The organism is Demequina salsinemoris, from assembly GCF_000974805.1.
GTDB classification, from domain to species: Bacteria; Actinomycetota; Actinomycetes; order Actinomycetales; family Demequinaceae; genus Demequina; species Demequina salsinemoris.
The window spans coordinates 58,762-75,271 of the sequence record NZ_BBQZ01000007.1 but is presented as its reverse complement, the minus strand read 5'-3'; the positions used below and the strand labels follow the sequence as shown (position 1 = coordinate 75,271).

Below are 16,510 nucleotides of genomic sequence, written 5' to 3'. Positions count from 1 at the left end.
ATGCCTGCTCCCTTGAGGAGACCCCGATGACCACCCCCACCGACACCGCCCCCGGAACCAGCCCGGACGCCGCCCCCGTCACCCTCCCCGTCGAGGGCATGACGTGCTCGAGCTGCGCCGCCACGATCCAGGGCGGCCTGTCGCACCTCGACGGCGTCGCCGACGCGACCGTCAACTTCGCGACCCGCCGCGCGACCGTGCAGGCGGACGGCACGATCGATCCCGAGGCGCTCGCCGAGATGATGCGCGCCACGATCACCTCGCTCGGCTACCAGGTCCCGGAGCAGCAGGCCGACGGCGACCAGCTCGCGCACGAGCACGAGCAGCACGCCGAGTCGGACCGCAAGCGGATCGCCGACTACCGGCGCCGTTTCACGGTCGCGGCCACCCTCACCGTGCCCCTCATGGCGATCTCGATGATCCCGGCGCTGCAGTTCGACGGCTGGGAGTGGCTCGCGTTCGTCCTCGCGACCCCCGTGATCGCGTGGTCCGCGTGGCCGTTCCATCGCGCGACGATCGGCGCGGCCCGTCACCTCGCGACGACGATGGACACGCTCGTCACGATCGGCACGGTCGCCGCCTGGACGTGGTCCACGGTCGTCCTGGTCGGCCACGCGACGGGCTCGATGGCCCACACGCACGTCTACTTCGAGACGGGCGGCGTGATCGTCACCCTGATCCTGCTGGGCAAGTGGATGGAGGTGCGCTCGTCGGCTCGCGCGGGCGACGCGATCCGCGCGCTCAGCACGCACCAGGCCTCGACCGCGACCCTCGAGGACGGCACCGTCATCGACCGCGCCGCGCTCGAGATCGGGATGCGCTTCGTCACGCGCCCCGGCGAGATCGTCGCGACCGACGGCATCGTCGTCGAGGGAGAGGCGGCGGTCGACGCGAGCCTCGTGACCGGGGAGTCCGTGCCCGTCCGGGTCGTGGAGGGTGGAGAGGTGGTCGGCGGCACGGTCGCGACCGACGGCGCCCTCACGATCGAGGCCACGCGCGTCGGCTCCCAGACGATGCTGGCCCAGATCGCGCGCATGGTCGACGAGGCGCAGAACGGGCGGGCGCGCGTGCAGAGGCTCGCCGATCGCGTGGCGCGCATCTTCGTGCCCGCCGTCATCGCGCTGAGCCTCCTGACGCTCGCGGGCTGGCTCGTCACGGGCCACGGCGCCGCGGACGCCTTCACCGCCGCGGTCGCGGTCCTCATCATCAGCTGCCCGTGCGCGCTCGGCCTCGCGACCCCGCTCGCGATCATGGTCGGCACCGGCAGGGGCGCCCAGCTCGGGGTGCTCGTCAAGGGTCCCGAGGCGCTCGAGGACACCCGCGAGGTCACGACGATCGTCCTCGACAAGACCGGCACGGTCACCGAGGGGCGCATGACCCTCGTCTCGGCCATCGCGGCCGGTGACCACGCGGAGGAGGCCGACGCGCTGCTCGACGCGGTCGCGTCGGTCGAGGCCCGCTCGGAGCACCCCATCGCCAAGGCCATCGCCGAGGCGCGTCCCACCCGCGTCCCCGTGAAGGGCTTCCGCGCGCTCGCGGGCTCGGGCGTGGTCGCCACGGTCAAGGGCGCGGGCGCTGACGGGGCGAACGCCGAGGTCCACGTCGGCTCGCGCCGCCTGTTCGACGAGGTGCCCGAGGAGATCGAGAGCCTCGCCCAGGCGGCCGAGCGCGAAGGTCGCACGGCCGTGCTGGCCGGACGTGCCGCATCGTCCGGGGGTCTGGGGACCGGGGTGCTCGCGGTGAGGGAGCCGCTCGTCGCGGAGGCGCTGCTCGTCGTGAGCGACGTCGTCAAGCCCACCTCGAAGGAGGCCGTGGAGGCCTTCCGCGACCTCGGGCTCGACGTCGTGCTGCTCACGGGCGACAACATGCGGGCAGCGAAGGTTGTCGCCGATGAGGTCGGCATCGACCGCGTGATCGCCGAGGTGCTGCCCGCCGACAAGGCCGACGTCGTCGCCCGCCTTCAGGCCGAGGGTGCGCGCGTCGCGATGGTCGGCGACGGCATCAACGACGCCCCCGCGCTCGCGCAGGCCGACCTGGGCCTCGCGGTCGGGACCGGCACGGACGTGGCGCGCGAGGCCTCGGACCTCACGATCGTCTCGGGCGACCTCAGGGCCGCGGCCGATGCGATCGCCCTGTCGCGCCGCACGCTCGGCACGATCCGCGGGAACCTCTTCTGGGCGTTCGCCTACAACACGGCGGCGATCCCGCTCGCGGCGCTCGGCATCCTCAACCCGATGATCGCCGCGGCCGCGATGGGCGGCTCGAGCCTGTTCGTCGTCGGCAACTCCCTGCGGCTGCGAGGCTTCGCGGGCTACCGGTCGGCGTCCGCGCGCTGATCCGGAGCACCCTCGCGAGGGGTGCTCCCGCCGTCGCGCGACGCCGGGATCTCCTGCGTGGCCGTCGCCTCACGCGTCGGCCGGGTGGGCTCGGGCGCGCTCGGCCGTCGTGGGGGAGCCCCCGTGCTGCTGCTCTCCTGCGCGAACTCGAGGGCCCGGCGCGCATGCTCGAGCTCCTGGATCGCCTGGTTGTAGCGCACTGAGCCGACTCCGTCGTCGTGCGCGGTGATGAGAGCGTCGAGCTGCGCTCGCTGGAAGCGCGCGAAGGCCAGCGCGGCGACCGGGCCGAAGCGCTCTGCCACCGCACGGCGATTGCGGCGGCGCTCGCGGCGCGACTCGAGGCTCGCGAAGTCGACGGCGCTGACGTGCTCGTCCGGGACCAGGTCGCGCGCGTCGAGGTGAAGCGCGCGCCGCTCGCGCAGGTGCACCCAGCGCAGGGTCGCGAGCGCGAGGATGAGCACGGGGATGCCCTTGATGATCGCGGTCGGCACCGTGCCCAGCTGGATCAGCGGCGAGTTGAAGAAGCCGTGCAGGAGCATGGCCGCGCCGAGCGACCCGAGGAGCACCGACCATCGCCGCACAGGGCTGCTGACCGAGCCGAAGAAGTATCCGACGGCGGCGCCCGTGATCGCCGTGTACGTCGCGTGCGACCACAGGCCGGTGACGAACCCCCGCAGCACGAAGGTCTGGAGCACGACGGACGCGTCGGCGCCCTGGGCGGACCATTGCGTCGAGTACAGGAAGTTCTCGGTCACCTGGAATCCGAGCCCCACGAACACGCCGAAGAACAGCCCGTCCGACGCGGATCTCACGCGCGCGCCGGGGATCATCGCGAGCGCGACGACGACGAGCATCTTGAGGGGCTCCTCCACGAGGGGGGCCGCGATCGCGGAGTCCCATGAGGAGGGCTCGCCTCGCAGGGACGCGAGGACACCGTGCATCGCTGGCGCCGCGACCATCGCGATGCCCGCCACGAGGATCGCGCCGCTCAGATACGCCACGGACGTGGTGCGCATCGACCGGCGCTCGAACATCTCGAACCGGTAGATGAGCAGGCCCGCGACGACGCCGTAGGCGGTCCACAGCGAGAACGCGAGGAGGCCGAGCGCCGGCTCGGTGACGAGCGCGGTGTAGACCGTGGGCACGAGCCTTGCCGCGCCGGCCGAGAACAGCGCGATCCCGACCCACAGCACGGGATGGTGCAGGTCGATGACGGAGGTGGTGCGGGGAGCGATCATGAGGTGCTCCCGCTGAACCGCAACGACTCGACGAGCGCCTGCGCGGAGCCGAAGACGGTCTCGAGCGATGTCGCGGGAGACGTCATCACGACCGAGACCTGCTGATCGTCGTGCTGGACGATCCACACGAGCTGCGCGTCCGTGGCGTTCTGGGCCGACAGCAGGATCGCGGGGTCGCCCGCGATGGTCTCGAACTCCTGCGGCTCGCTCACGACCCATTGACCCTCGGCGTCGCCCTCGAGCTGGTCTCGCGTGGGCTGCATCGCCTCCTCGAGCGTGCCGCTGACCTCGATCACCGGGGTGACGATGAGGGTCGCGCCGGCCTGGGTGAAGACGTGGAACGTGTCGGAGTCGGCGTCGTACGCCCAGTCCTCGGGAGGGACGACGCTCGTGCCCTGGGCGGCGACGATGCGGCCCGCGTCGACGGCAGGGGCGCGCAGGACGACGTCGAGCAGCGGGAGGCCCACGAGGTACAGGACGGCGATGAGGGCGACGATGATCGCGCTGCGGATCCCGGTGCTGCCGATGAGGCGGATCGAGAGAGGGACGCGGCCGGTCACGCCCGTCTCGGGGAGGAACATGCTCTCTCCCCTCGCGCTCGACGCCTGGCCCCTCGGGCCTGCGCCCAGAATATCCCGTGTGCGCGCGATGGTCAGGGGCCAGGAGGCGTCGCGTGGAGGGTGCCGGCCTCGCGGACGCGGTCGGCTCAGTGGTGGGCCGTCGCCCTGCGGACCTGGGTGACGACGGCCTGCGCGAGCTCATAGAGGCCGGCGAGATCGTGCCTGCCCTCGGCGAGCTCGAGGTCGGAGGCCTCGGCGACGACGCACCGGTCGTCCTGGCGCACGAAGAAGCGGACGCGGTCCGTGTCGGGGAACGACAGGTCGGGCAGGGGGAGCATCTCGTCGACCCACGCGCCCGCCTCCACGAGGAAGGCGTGCGCGGCGTGGCGGACCGCGTCGTGCGTGCCCGCGCCGACGATGCCGCCGCCCGTGCTCATGAGCAGGGACGTGGTGCCGTCCCAGCCGCAGATCAGGGTCACGACGACGCCGGGCATCGCGACGTCCATCCCCGCGAGCCAGGCCTCGGCGTCCTCGGGGGCACCGTAGTCGGCGGCGGGGGCGGTGAGCGCGCGGTCGCGCACGTGCGCGGTCGCGTCCGAGGCTCGGGTCACCGCGGGCTCCCGCCTCGGCGACGCCGACCGCGGCCGAGCGAGCCAGGACGCCCTGTCCCCCGCATCGTCCCTGGTTCCTGCATTGTCGGTGCCCCCAGCATCGTCCCTGCTAGACCGCCGCGAGTGCGCGGTCAAGGTCCTCGCGAAGGTCCTCGACGTCCTCGAGCCCGATGCTGAGGCGCACCGTGGCGGCCGACATGCCGACCTTGGCGCGACCCTCGGCGCCGATCTTGCGGTGGGTGGTCGTCGCCGGGTGCGTCGCGATGGACTTCGCGTCGCCCAGGTTGTTGGAGATGTCGATGACCTGGAGCGCGTCCATGAAGCGGAACGCGGCGGCCTTCGCCTCGTCGCCGTGCGGGTCGACGCCGTCGGGCAGCGCGATGTCGATCGTCACCAGGGTGCCGCCAAGCGTCATCTGCTGCTTGGCGAGCTCGTGCTGCGGGTGCGACGGGAGGAACGGGTAGCGGGCGACCGCGACCTTGGGGTGGGCGTCGAGCCAGGTGGCGAGGTCCAGGGCCGATGCGGCCTGCGCCTTCACGCGCACGCTCAGGGTCTCGAGCGACTTGCCCAGCACCCACGCGTTGAACGGCGACAGCGACGTTCCGATGTTGCGCACGAGCTGGCGCACCGTGTCGACGTACTCGAGTCCGCCGAGGACCGCGCCGCCGAGTACGCGGCCCTGGCCGTCGATGTGCTTGGTCGCGGAGTAGACGACCGCGTCGGCCCCGAGCTCGAGCGGCTTCTGGCCGAGCGGGGTCGCGAACACGTTGTCGACGATCAGCAGCGCGCCCACTTCGTGGGACAGCCCGGCCACGTGCGCGATGTCCACGAGGTCCTGCATCGGGTTGGTGGGCGACTCGAGGAACACCGCCGTCGCGGGAGTCGCGAGGACGCGCTCCCAGTCGGCGGGGTCGGTCGCATCGGCGTAGTCGACCGTGATGCCCCAGCCCGCGAAGTAGTCGTCGAAGACGTTGATGGACGAGCCGAAGAGCGCGCGCGAGGCGACGAGCCGGTCGCCCTGCTTGAGGACGGCCGCGAGGGACACGAACACCGCGGCCATGCCGGTCGACGTGGCGAAGCAGTCAGCGGCGCCCTCGATCGCGGCGAGCCGCTCCTCGAACATCGTCACCGTCGGGTTCGCGTAGCGCGAGTACTGGTAGCGCTGGATCTCGCCCGCGAACGCGGCCTCGGCCTCGGCGGCGGTCGGGTAGATGTAGCCCTGCGTCATGAAGATGGGCTCGGCCATCTCATCGAAGGGCGTGCGGTGCAGGCCGCCGCGCACGGCGAGCGTGTCGGGGCGGAACGCGGGGACGTCGGCGTCGGTCATGAGGTCAGCGTACTCAGCGGCGGGGAGGTCGTCAGTTGCCTGCGGGTGGCGAGGACGATGCGGCCTCAGGCCTTGGAGCGGGGCAGCCGCATCGTGATCGTGGTCCCCGACGCCGACGTGTCGGTGACCTCGACCGCGCCTCCGAAGCGTCCGACCGTCTCCTGCACCAGGCTCAGCCCGATGCCGAAGCCGGTGCGCGCCGACCCGCCGCCGTCCGTCGCGTCGGAGGAGCGGGCGAAGCGGTCGAACACCCTCGCCGGGTCGATCCCGCGGATCCCGGGTCCCTGGTCAGCGACGGCGATCGCGACCATGGCCCGCTCCGAGCTGCACGCGACGGTCACGGTGCCGCCCTCGGGCGAGTGCTTGATCGCGTTGTCGAGGAGTGCGACGAGCGAGCGCTGCAGGCCCGCCCGCGCGACCAGGGCGGACGGGGCGTCCTCCGCGGGCACGCTCGTCACGGTGACGCCCCGCTCCTGGGCGAGCATGCCCAGGGCCGCCACCGCATCGTCCACGACCGGGGCGACGGGCGTGGGCGTCGGCTCGTCCTGCGTGGCCGGCTCCATCGAGTCGAGGAGGTCGTTGACGACGCCGATCACCCCGCGCGAGTCCTCCCGCAGCTGGCGCACGAGGGTGAGGTTCGCATCGTCCCCGTCCATCGAGCGTTCGAGCAGCTGCAGGCGCGCGTCGAGGATCGCGAGCGGCGTGCGGAGCTCGTGGGAGGCGTCGGCGACGAAGCGGCGCTGCCTGCCGAGGGCGTCGACGAGCGGAGCGACCGCGCGCTTGGTCGCCGCCAGCGCAAGGACGCCGGACACGACGACGGCGAGGACTCCGACGAGCGCGCCGCCCCAGATGACGTCCCGCCCCTCGACCGTGATGACGGGCTCGTCGCGGCTCGGGTCGACGAGCTGACCGAGCGGGACCTGGTCCAGCACGATCACGACCTCGGTGACGAGCACGACGAGGACCAGCACCGACAGCGAGGCGGCGATCCAGAACCCGACGCGGCGCGAGGCCTCGCGCACCAGGCGCGCGTCCCCCTCGGCCTGCGGCGAGGAAGGAGTCACGGCGCGCCCACGCGGTAGCCGCGGCCTCGCACGGTCGTCACGACGTCGCTCGCGGTCTTCTTGCGCAGGTAGTGGACGTAGGTGTCGACCGTGCCGGGGGTGTCCGTCGAGTCGAAGACGGCGTCGAGGATCTCCTCGCGGGTGAAGGTGCGCTCGGGATGCGCGGCGAGCAGGTGGAGCAGCTCCGTCTCGCGCTCGGTGAGCACCTTCCGCCCCGAGCCGGACGCCTTCATGGTGCGGGACCCGGGGGCGAAGGTCCACGCCCCGATGCTCAGGGTCGGCTCCTCCTCGGGCGTTGTCGTCCGCCGGATCGCGCGCAGGCGGGCGAACAGCTCGTCGAACTCGAACGGCTTGACCAGGTAGTCGTTCGCGCCCGCGTCCAGGCCCGTGACCTTGTCCTGGACGGTGCCGAGCGCGGTGAGGATCAGGGCGGGGGTGGTCACCGAGGCCGCGCGCAGCCTCTCGATGAGCGCGACGCCGTCGAGCGAGGGCAGGCGCCGGTCGATCACCAGCACGTCGAAGCCCCCATGGCGCGCGGCCTCGAAGGCGTCGGCGCCGTCGACCTCGAGCCGTACGTCGTAGCTCTCACCCAGCACCTGCGCGGTGATGGGGCCGAGCTGCGGGTCGTCCTCGGCGAGGAGCAGCCGCGGTCGCGTCTCGGTCATGGGCGTGCTCCTCGTCTCCGCGGGGGCGGTGCGACGTCCTCGCTGCTTTCATCATGCCCGAACCGCGGCCGAACGCCATCGTTCCTGGACCCGCGCGACCCGGCCGCGCCCGCATCGTCCCTGGCCCGTGCGCGCTGGTGGGACATGAGTGCAGGATCTTGCGTGGTTCCTGCACTCATGTCCCACCAGGAAGCATGCGGGTCGAGTGGAGACGTGAAGGAGCCCCCGCCTCGCGGCGAGGGCCCCTTCAGGGAGTGGGGGAGAGCGTCAGATCATCGTCACCGTGTAGGCGCGCCCGGACGTGGACGATGCCGTCGCCTCGCCGTCCTTCACGGACACGGTGACCGTGTCGGTCGCGCCATCGGATCCTTCGAGGACGATGCGCCGGTCGCCGTCGGCGCCCGGGTACACCTCGAGCTCGACCTCGGTCAGGAAGTCGTAGTCGGGGCGGTCCGTGCGGGTGCCGCGCGGCAGCACCGCGCCCTCGCGGACGTACAGCGGCATCGACTCGAAGCCGTGGTGCTCGGTGACCCAGCGGCCGCCCTCCACCCTGCCGCCGGTGAGCAGCGACGTCCAGATGCCGGGCGGCAGGTAGAACGTCACGTCGCCGTTCGCCGTGAACACCGGGGCGACGAGCAGGTCGTCGCCCAGCATGTACTGGCGGTCCAGGTGCTGCGTCGCGGGATCGCCCGGGAACGCCATGAACATCGGCCGCATCATCGGCAGTCCGCTCTCTGCCGTCTGCGCCGACGTCCGGAACAGGTACGGCATGAGCGACAGCTTGAGCTTCGTGAACGTGCGCGCAACGTCGACGGCCTCGTCGTCGAAGGCCCACGGGACCCGGTAGCTGCTCGAGCCGTGCAGGCGCGAGTGCGAGGACATGAGGCCGAACGCCAGCCAGCGCTTGAAGACGCTCGCGTCGGGGGTGCCCTCGAAGCCGCCGATGTCGTGGCTCCAGTAGCCGAAGCCCGAGGAGAGCAGCGACAGGCCGCCGCGCAGCGACTCCGCCATGGACACGTAGGACGACGAGTTGTCGCCGCCCCAGTGCACGGGCATCGTCTGGCCGCCCGCGGTCGCGGACCGCGCGAACAGCACCGCCTCGCCCTCGCCCTTGACGTCCTTCAGGACCTCGAACACTGCCTCGTTGTACAGCTGCGTGTAGAGGTTGTGCATCGTCATCGGATCCGTGCCGTCGTGCCACACCACGTCCGTGGGGATGCGCTCGCCGAAGTCGGTCTTGATCGCGTCGACGCCCTGCTCCACGAGCCGCCGGATGAACGCCTGGAACCAGGCCTTCGCCTCGGGGTTCGTGAAGTCGACGAGGCCCATGCCGGCCTGCCACTGATCCCACTGCCAGATGGTGCCGTCGGGGCGCTTCACGAGGTAGCCGCCCTCGACGCCCTCCTTGAACATCGTGCCGCGCTGCGCGATGTACGGGTTGATCCAGGCCGAGACGTGCAGGCCCTTGTCCTCGTGCATCCGCTTGAGCATGAGCTCGGGGTCGGGGAACGTGCGGTCGTCCCACACGCCGTCGGTCCAGTTGAACTCGCGCATCCAGAAGCAGTCGTAGTGGAACACGGACAGCGGGATGTCCCGCTCGGCCATGCCGTCGACGAAGCTCGTGACGGTCGCCTCGTCGTACTCGGTCGTGAACGACGTGGTGAGCCACAGGCCGAACGACCACGCGGGCACGCGTGGCGGGCGGCCCGTCAGCGCGGTGTAGCGGCGGATCACGTCCGCGGGCGTGGGGCCCGCGATCACGAAGTACTCGAGCGACTCGCCCGCCGTGGAGAACTGGACGCGCTCGACCGTCTCGGTGCCGACCTCGAAGCTCACGTGCTCGGGGTGGTTGACGAAGACGCCATAGCCCTTGGACGACAGGTAGAACGGGATGTTCTTGTACGCCTGCTCGGAGCTGGTCCCGCCGTCGGCGTTCCACATGTCGACGGACTGGCCGTTCTTCACGAACGCGCCGAAGCGCTCGCCCAGGCCGTAGATCGTCTCCGCGACGTCGAGGTCGAGCTGCTCGTGCACGTACGTCCGCGCCGGCGCCATGCCGTCCTCGGTGTACCCGGTGACGCCCGCGGGCTCTGCGGTGACCGTCGACTCCTTGCCCAGCTCGATGTAGCCGATCGACTTGTGGCCCGAGCCTGTGACCCGGACCCCGTCCACCTCGAAGTCGAGCTGCCACGGCGCGCCCTTGGTGACCCGAGCGGTCAGCGGGCCCGAGACCAGCGTGCCTCCCGCATCGTCCGTGTGAGCCGTGCCCGTGCCCTCGACCGCGCCAGGGAGCGCGAAGCCGGGGGAGCGATGCGCACCCTGGTGGTGGTCGATGCGGACCCTGACGATGCCCTCGAGGGGCGACGACAGGGTCACGGTGAGCATCGGGAGGTTGAGCACGTCCCCGCGCCCGACGATGCGCTTGGTCGGGGCGTAGGCCTCGAGGGTCGAGCCGTCGACCCAGACGTCGTAGGCCTCCTGGCCGTAGTGGGCGGTGACGCCGGGGCGGCGCATCCAGAACCCGTCGGTGAACTTCACTTGACTGCTCCTGCCGTGATGCCGCGCGTGAGGGTGCGCTGGAAGATGAGGAAGAAGATGATCGTCGGGATGATGCTGATGAGCGTGCCCGCGATCAGGGTGGTGGTGTCGGTCTGACGCTCGCCGTTGAGCTGCTCGAGCAGCAGCGGCACCGTGAGCGAGTCGGACGTGTTGAGGAAGGCCAGCGGCAGCAGGAACTCGTTCCACGTCCAGATGAAGAAGAACACCATGAGGACCGACAGCGTCGGCCGGATGATCGGCACGATCACCGAGCGGAGGATCTTGCCCCGGCTGGCGCCGTCGACCGCGGCGGCCTCGAGGATCTCCTTGGGGAACGTGCCCAGGAGGCTCGACAGCAGGTAGGTGCCGAAGGCCGCCTGGATCACCGTGAAGGTGATGATGACGGACCACGGGTTCGACAGCAGGCCCCAGTCGTCGTAGAGCTTGAACAGCGGGTCGAAAAGCATCTCCTGGGGGATGAGGTTCGCCATGAGGAACACGAGGACGATCCACGTCCGGCCCTTCACGCGGCCGATGCCGATCGCGAACGAGTTCAGCACCGACAGGACCACGGCGAGGATCGCGACCATCGTGGAGATGAAGACCGAGTTCCACAGCGCGCGTGGGAAGTTCTGCGTCTCCCAGAAGGTCTTGATGCCCGTGAAGTCGAGCGCCTCCGGCCAGTCCAGCGGGCTCGAGTTCGCGTAGTCCGCGGGGGACTTGAACGCGTTGAGCAGCAGCAGGAGCATCGGGAAGACGATGATCGCGGCGCCGAGCGCCGCGAGGACCATGAGGATCCACTCGGCCGGGGTGCGGGGCCGCGACTTGTTGTTGGCCTGCTCCGGCGCTTCCGTCCTCGTGGCCTTGCCGGACGATGCGGTCAGGGTGGTCATGGCGTCACGCCTCCTTCTTCTCGACGGCGTTCTGCACGCGGATGAAGATCACCGCGACCACGAAGACGACGATGGTGATGGCCGACGCGATCGTGGCCGCGTAGCCCTTGTCGGTGCCGTTGATGAACTCGTTGTACGCGTAGAACGAGGGCACATAGGTGGACTTGGTGGGGCCGCCGCCCGTGAGGATGAACACCGGGGCGAAGACCTTGAGGGCCGCGATCGTGGTGGTCAGCGAGACCACGAACACCTCGGGGCGGATCATCGGCAGCGTGATCGCGCGGAAGCGCTGGAACCAGTTGGCGCCGTCGAGCTCCGCGGCCTCGTACAGCTGCGGCTCGACGCGACCCAGGGCCGCCATGAAGATCACGACGGGGTAGCCGATCTGGATCCAGATCATGAGGACCATGACCGAGCCCATGGCGGTGCCGTACGACCCGCCCAGCCAGTTGATCTCTACCGTCGAACCCGTGATCGTGGACAGGAACTGATTGAGCACGCCGTCCGTGTTGGGCTTGAGGATCCAGCTGAACATGACGCCGGCGACCGCGATCGGGAGGATCTGCGGCAGGTAGTACGTGGCGCGCAGGAAGCTCGACAGCTTGCCGCTGAAGCGGCGGCCGACGACGTCGAACAGCAGCGCCGAGATGACCAGGCCGAGCAGCGTCGGCACGATCACCATGGCGATGATCACCAGGAAGATGTTCTGGAACGACTGCAGGAACTCGTGGTCGGAGAACAGGGCGGTCCAGTTCTCGAGGCCAGCGAAGCTCTCCTCGGCGCGGCCTCCGCGCCAGTGGAAGAAGCTCAGCCGCAGGTTCCGGACCAGCGGGTAGAAGATGATGACGCCGACCGCGATCGTGCCGGGGATGAAGTACAGCCAGTAGCCGAGCTTGCTGCCGCTGCGCTCCGGGATCCGCGCGGATTCCGCGGTGCGCTTCTTGGGGCGCTTCTCGCGCACGAGGGGGAGGGAGGAAGACATGGAGGGGTCCGTCTCTGGCGGGGCCCGGACCCGTGGACCCGGGCCCCGCCGTCAAGGGGTGTGGTTATCGGACGGTGGAGACGTAGTCCTCGTAGTAGGACTCGAGCTGCGACCCGGCGGCCGTGGCGTCGTAGTCACCGTTCACGAGTCCCTGCATGACCGAGTTGAGGTCGCCGTAGAAGTCCGGCGTCGGCCAGTCGGGGTAGAACGAGAGGCCGTCACGGTCGTTGACCTCGTTGAAGACCTCGATGAGCTTCTGCGCGTCCTCGTCCTGGATGTCGGCCGTGTCGGCCGCGACCGGCAATCCGCCGGACTCGCCCAGCAGGGCCTGGACCTCGGGGCTCATCGTGATGTCGATGAAGATCTTCGCGAGCTCAGGCTGCTTCGACTCGACCGGGATCACCCACATGTTGCCGCCGGAGCCCGGCGTGAGGGTGGTGTCGGGGAAGTTGGCGATCGTGAAGTCGAAGTCCGTGATGTCGGACAGCATGCGTCCGTACCACCACGAGCCGGAGTAGAAGATCGGCGCCTCGCCGTTGATGAACTGCAGGCCCGCGTCCTCGGCCGTCATGCCGGAGACGTCGGAGGAGATGTAGCCCTTGTCGAGCCAGTCCACGAGCGTGTCGTCGGCGTACGTGACCTGGGTGCCGGTCCAGTCAACCGGGTTCTCGTAGAGCTGGTAGTCGTTCACCCACTGACGGTCGGCCTGGCTCAGCGCGAGCTGGTACCAGAGCTGGCCCATCGGGTACTCCTGTGCCGACGTGGTCAGCGGCGTGACGCCGTTGTCGACGAAGGTCTGCATCGCGGCCTCGAGGTCGTCCATCGTGGTCGGGATCTCGATGCCGTACTCGTCGAACATGTCCTGGTTGTAGTACATGAAGACGAACTCGCCGTAGTTCGGGACGCCGTAGTACGAGCCGGAGCCCATGATGCCGTCCTCGTCGTACATCGCGATGGTGTCGACGCCCTCGCCCAGCAGGTCGGCCCAGCCGTACTCCGCGTACGCGTCGTCGAGGTTCTGGATCACGCCGATCGCGGCGAGCTGGCCGGCGGTGGCGTTCCCCTTGTTGTACTCGGACACGTCTGGCGCGTCGGACGAGTCGAACAGCTGCTCGGCCGAGGCGTTGAGGTCCTCGAATGCGGTGGTCTGCAGGTCGACGGTGGCGCCGGTCTCCTCCTCGAAGATCTCGATGGCCTTGTTCCAGGCGATGCCCATCGCCGAGTCCTCGCCCTCGTAGTGCATGACGGTGAGGGTCTCGCCGGTGTAGTCGGCGGCGGCGCCGTCCGAGCTCGAGCCAGATGCCGAGGCGTCGGCGTCGTCCCCTCCGGACGAACAAGCGGTGAGGGCCAGCGCGCCGATGGCGAGCACGGCGGCCGCTGCTCCAGTGCGGTGCTTCATTTCTCTCCTACTTCCTTGTAGTCGGCCTCGCAGGCCTGATGGTTCCGCATCGTCATCGAAGCGCTTCGACGATGCTGGCGAGCCAGCGCGGGGGCGTGGTGCTTCCGGACTAGTGCTGGGTCGCCTTCTCGATCCCGACCGCGACGGCGCGGACGGAGCCGAAATCCTGGTATTCGGGCGGGATCAGGACGGTGCGCGCTTCGCGCTCCCCCCTGTCGATGGCGGCGACCAGCAGGTCGACCGCGGCGGTGCAGGACGCCTCGGCGTCGAGCGGGATCCTGTCGAGAGGCACCGGGAACCGGTGCGTCGGGTAGGCGGCTCCGGCTGCGATGACGGAGACGTCGTGAGGGATGGTCAGGTCGTGCGCTGCGAGCGCCGACGAGGCGTCGGCCGCCACGTCCGAGCTGGTGTTGAGCACCAGCGCGGTCATGTTGGGCAGCGCGGTGAGCAGCTCGTCGACGGACTCTCGGGCGGAGTGCTCGAGGGGGTATGCGACGGAGTGCTCGAGTCCCCGCTCCGTGCACCTGGCGATGAAGGCGTCGCGGAAGCGGAGCGGGAAGTTGGAGCCGCGCTGCACGGTGAGGCGCGGGTGGGAGATCATGCCGATCGAGGTGTGGCCGGCGTCAGCCAGGCGGTCCACCGACATGCGGGCAGCCTCCTCGAAGTCCATGTCCACGCAGATGAGGCCGCGAGCATCGTGGGGGATGCCGATGAAGACCACCGGGTAGTCGAGGCTGCGGGCGAGGTCGGCGCGCGGATCCTCCGCGTCGACGTCGAGGACGATGACGCCGTCCGCGAGCGCGGTCGCTGCGGCCCGCCGCATGCTCTGCATCGTGTCGTCGTGGACCAGCAGCAGGGTGTCGTAGTCGAGGCTGTGCGCCTCCTTGGTGACCTCCATCGCGAACTGCATGTGGACCGTGGAATCGGTGTCGGCGTGCAGGGGTGCGGTCACCGCGAGGATGTGGGAGCGGTTCGCGGCGAGCATCCGGGCGCTCGCGTGGGGCTGGTAGTTGAGCTCGGCCGCGGCCTTGAGCACGCGTTCGCGCGTCTCCTGGGAGATGGCGCGCTTGCCGCTCAGCGCGTACGAGACGGTGCTGATGGATACGCCCGCGGCCTTCGCCACGTCATCCACAGTCGCCATCTCGGACCCCATCGTCTCGCCGATCGAAGCGCGTCGATGCGCTTCGATAGTTCGACATTAGGTTTCCTGCGGCAACAATGCAACCCTCAATGTCGGCCGTGACCTTTTCGTGATCTTCGGGGGTGGTGGAGCGTCTCGGCCTCCGTGCCGCACGGCTGCCCCCGCCCCGCCATCGCGCGCTGGTGGGACATGAGTGCAGGATCTTGCGTGGTTCCTGCACTCATGTCCCACCAGGAAGCATGCGGGTCGAGTGGAGACGTGAAGGAGCCCGCGCGCCCCAACTCTCAGCCGAGCAGCTCCCGCACGAACTCCAGCTGCCGCGTGAGGTGGAGCGCCCCGCCGCCCTCGTGGTCGTTGTAGTGGTAGACCTCGATGCGCTTGGCGGGCTCGCCGCCGAGCTCGCCGTAGCGGTGGAAGCCCGCGAAGACGGTCGAGGGTGGGCAGATCGTGTCCATGAGCGCGACCGACCACAGCGCGGGCACGCGGCCGCGGCGAGCGTGGTTGGCGGTGTCGATGTAGCTCAGCGTCCGGAACGCGCGGTCAACGTGGTCGCGCTGGGCGGCGAGGTAGCGGCGCACCTCGGCGTACGGGTCGGTGTCCGCGAGGTCCACGGCGCGGCGGATGTGGCTGAGGAACGGCACGTCGGCGAGCAGCCCGACCGGGCGGTCGCTCAGGCTCGCCGCCGCGATCGCGAGCGCCCCGCCCTGCGACCCTCCGGCCACGATCATCCGCGACGGGTCGACCCCGGGGAGCGCGGCGGCGGCATCGACCGCGAGCGCGGCGTCGGTCATCGCGCGCGTGTAGAAGTACGCGCGCGGATCGAGGATGCCGCGGGTCATGAAGCCCGCTCCGGAGGGGCCGGCGCCGTGCGGGTCGGGGGTGTCGCCCACGCTTCCCCAGCCGGCCGCGCCCTGCCCGCGGGTGTCGACCATGAGGTGTGCGTAGCCCGCCGAGGGCCACAGCGTGTGCTCGACGGGCAGCCCGCGGCCGCCGCCGTAGCCCTGGAACTGGACGATCGTCGGAAGCGGGCCGTCCGTGCCCGTCGGGCGCGACAGCCAGGCGCGGATCGGGTCGCCGCCGAAGCCGCTGAACGTGACGTCGGCGACGTCGATGCGGCTCAGTCCCGCGTCGATCGTCTCAGCGGTCGGCGCGTGCGCGAGCGCACGAGACTCGGCGAGCGTGACGCGCCAGAAGTCGTCGAAGTCGTCGGGCTCGTCGATGCGGGGCCGGTACCGCTCGAGCTCCTCGAGCGGGAGGTCGTAGGCCCCCACCTCAGCTCTGGCGCCAGGGCAGGCCCGAGGCCTTCCACCCGGCGGTCGAGCCGCGGTGACCGGCGTCGTCAGGGCCGCCCTCGAAGCCGCCGACGATGTTGTACGACGGGCCGATGCCCGCCTCGGTGGCCTTGGTTGCCGCCGCGATGGAGCGCTGCCCCGAGCGGCACAGGAAGACGATGGGCCGGTCGCCGTCCGCGGACAGGCCCGCCTCGGAGAGCTGGTTCAGGAACTGCGCGTTCTGTCCGCCGCCGGGCCACGTGACCCACTCGATCTGGATCGGTGCGGAGCCCGCTGCGGCCGTGTCCGGGACGCCCACCCACTGCCACTCCGCGGCGGTGCGCACGTCCACCAGGACCGCGCCGTCCTCGATCATCTCCCAAGCCTGCTGCGGCGTGATGTCCCCTGCGTAGTCGGCCACGGTGAACTCCCTTGTCTCGTTCCGTCGCCAGCCTAGTGGCGAGCAGGGGACGGTGCGGGACGGG

General features: G+C 70.4%; 14 protein-coding genes. 1 reads left to right on the top strand and 13 read right to left on the bottom strand.

The window, feature by feature from the left end; translation table 11 throughout:
- Positions 1-26 precede the first annotated feature (26 nt).
- Positions 27-2,336 carry a heavy metal translocating P-type ATPase gene (locus tag AOP78_RS12755; protein WP_062205415.1) on the top strand — a complete coding sequence of 770 codons (2,310 nt, stop codon included), beginning with the start codon at positions 27-29 and terminating at the stop codon, positions 2,334-2,336.
- Here AOP78_RS12755 and AOP78_RS15285 read toward each other — a convergent pair.
- The 13 genes from AOP78_RS15285 to AOP78_RS12690 all read right to left on the bottom strand — a co-directional run bounded on the left by AOP78_RS15285 (position 2,312) and on the right by AOP78_RS12690 (position 16,446).
- Positions 2,312-3,574 (bottom strand): PrsW family intramembrane metalloprotease, encoded by a 1,263-nt coding sequence (locus AOP78_RS15285; RefSeq protein ID WP_062205412.1) that lies wholly within the window; start codon positions 3,572-3,574, stop codon positions 2,312-2,314. The two genes, AOP78_RS12755 and AOP78_RS15285, sit on opposite strands and share 25 nt — an antisense overlap.
- On the bottom strand, positions 3,571-4,155 hold the full coding sequence (locus AOP78_RS15280; protein ID WP_062205409.1) for a hypothetical protein: 585 nt from the start codon (positions 4,153-4,155) through the stop codon (positions 3,571-3,573). Before AOP78_RS15280 ends, AOP78_RS15285 begins: the two co-directional genes overlap by 4 nt.
- Positions 4,156-4,280: 125 nt before the next feature.
- Positions 4,281-4,745 carry a hypothetical protein gene (locus tag AOP78_RS15275; RefSeq protein ID WP_062205406.1) on the bottom strand — a complete coding sequence of 155 codons (465 nt, stop codon included), beginning with the start codon at positions 4,743-4,745 and terminating at the stop codon, positions 4,281-4,283.
- A gap of 109 nt (positions 4,746-4,854) precedes the next feature.
- Positions 4,855-6,072, bottom strand: coding sequence for an O-succinylhomoserine sulfhydrylase (metZ, locus tag AOP78_RS12735; RefSeq protein WP_062205403.1), 1,218 nt, complete (start codon positions 6,070-6,072; stop codon positions 4,855-4,857).
- Positions 6,073-6,137: 65 nt separating this feature from the next.
- The gene (locus tag AOP78_RS12730) at positions 6,138-7,136 is read right to left on the bottom strand and encodes a sensor histidine kinase (RefSeq protein ID WP_062205400.1); all 999 of its coding nucleotides are present in this window, start codon (positions 7,134-7,136) and stop codon (positions 6,138-6,140) included.
- Positions 7,133-7,801 (bottom strand): response regulator transcription factor, encoded by a 669-nt coding sequence (locus AOP78_RS12725; protein WP_062205397.1) that lies wholly within the window; start codon positions 7,799-7,801, stop codon positions 7,133-7,135. The genes AOP78_RS12730 and AOP78_RS12725 overlap by 4 nt, the downstream gene beginning before the upstream one ends.
- 267 nt (positions 7,802-8,068) lie before the next feature.
- Positions 8,069-10,339: an alpha-xylosidase gene (yicI, locus tag AOP78_RS12720; RefSeq protein ID WP_062205394.1), complete on the bottom strand. Its 2,271-nt coding sequence runs from the start codon at positions 10,337-10,339 to the stop codon at positions 8,069-8,071.
- Positions 10,336-11,232 (bottom strand): carbohydrate ABC transporter permease, encoded by an 897-nt coding sequence (locus AOP78_RS12715; protein ID WP_083980136.1) that lies wholly within the window; start codon positions 11,230-11,232, stop codon positions 10,336-10,338. The genes yicI and AOP78_RS12715 overlap by 4 nt, the downstream gene beginning before the upstream one ends.
- Positions 11,233-11,236: 4 nt before the next feature.
- Positions 11,237-12,214 carry a carbohydrate ABC transporter permease gene (locus tag AOP78_RS12710; protein ID WP_062205391.1) on the bottom strand — a complete coding sequence of 326 codons (978 nt, stop codon included), beginning with the start codon at positions 12,212-12,214 and terminating at the stop codon, positions 11,237-11,239.
- A 64-nt stretch (positions 12,215-12,278) separates the two neighbouring features.
- Complete coding sequence (locus AOP78_RS12705) at positions 12,279-13,613, bottom strand: ABC transporter substrate-binding protein (protein WP_062205387.1); 1,335 nt, start codon at positions 13,611-13,613, stop codon at positions 12,279-12,281.
- 109 nt (positions 13,614-13,722) lie between these two features.
- Positions 13,723-14,754 (bottom strand): LacI family DNA-binding transcriptional regulator, encoded by a 1,032-nt coding sequence (locus AOP78_RS12700; RefSeq protein WP_160297640.1) that lies wholly within the window; start codon positions 14,752-14,754, stop codon positions 13,723-13,725.
- A 284-nt stretch (positions 14,755-15,038) separates the two neighbouring features.
- Positions 15,039-16,025 (bottom strand): acetylxylan esterase, encoded by a 987-nt coding sequence (locus tag AOP78_RS12695; protein ID WP_062205382.1) that lies wholly within the window; start codon positions 16,023-16,025, stop codon positions 15,039-15,041.
- A 1-nt stretch (position 16,026) separates the two neighbouring features.
- Positions 16,027-16,446, bottom strand: a complete 420-nt coding sequence (locus AOP78_RS12690; RefSeq protein ID WP_083980134.1) for a rhodanese-like domain-containing protein — start codon at positions 16,444-16,446, stop codon at positions 16,027-16,029.
- Positions 16,447-16,510 lie beyond the last annotated feature (64 nt).

Bases quoted from the DNA above. Each gene is read 5' to 3' on its own strand.
- AOP78_RS12700 (WP_160297640.1), bottom strand. From the start codon at position 14,754: ATGGCGACTGTGGATGACGTGGCGAAGGCCGCGGGCGTATCCATCAGC.
- AOP78_RS12725 (WP_062205397.1), bottom strand. From the start codon at position 7,801: ATGACCGAGACGCGACCGCGGCTGCTCCTCGCCGAGGACGACCCGCAG.
- AOP78_RS12715 (WP_083980136.1), bottom strand. From the start codon at position 11,232: ATGACCACCCTGACCGCATCGTCCGGCAAGGCCACGAGGACGGAAGCG.
- metZ (WP_062205403.1), bottom strand. From the start codon at position 6,072: ATGACCGACGCCGACGTCCCCGCGTTCCGCCCCGACACGCTCGCCGTG.
- AOP78_RS15280 (WP_062205409.1), bottom strand. From the start codon at position 4,155: ATGTTCCTCCCCGAGACGGGCGTGACCGGCCGCGTCCCTCTCTCGATC.
- AOP78_RS12705 (WP_062205387.1), bottom strand. From the start codon at position 13,613: ATGAAGCACCGCACTGGAGCAGCGGCCGCCGTGCTCGCCATCGGCGCG.
- AOP78_RS12710 (WP_062205391.1), bottom strand. From the start codon at position 12,214: ATGTCTTCCTCCCTCCCCCTCGTGCGCGAGAAGCGCCCCAAGAAGCGC.
- AOP78_RS15285 (WP_062205412.1), bottom strand. From the start codon at position 3,574: ATGATCGCTCCCCGCACCACCTCCGTCATCGACCTGCACCATCCCGTG.
- AOP78_RS12755 (WP_062205415.1), top strand. From the start codon at position 27: ATGACCACCCCCACCGACACCGCCCCCGGAACCAGCCCGGACGCCGCC.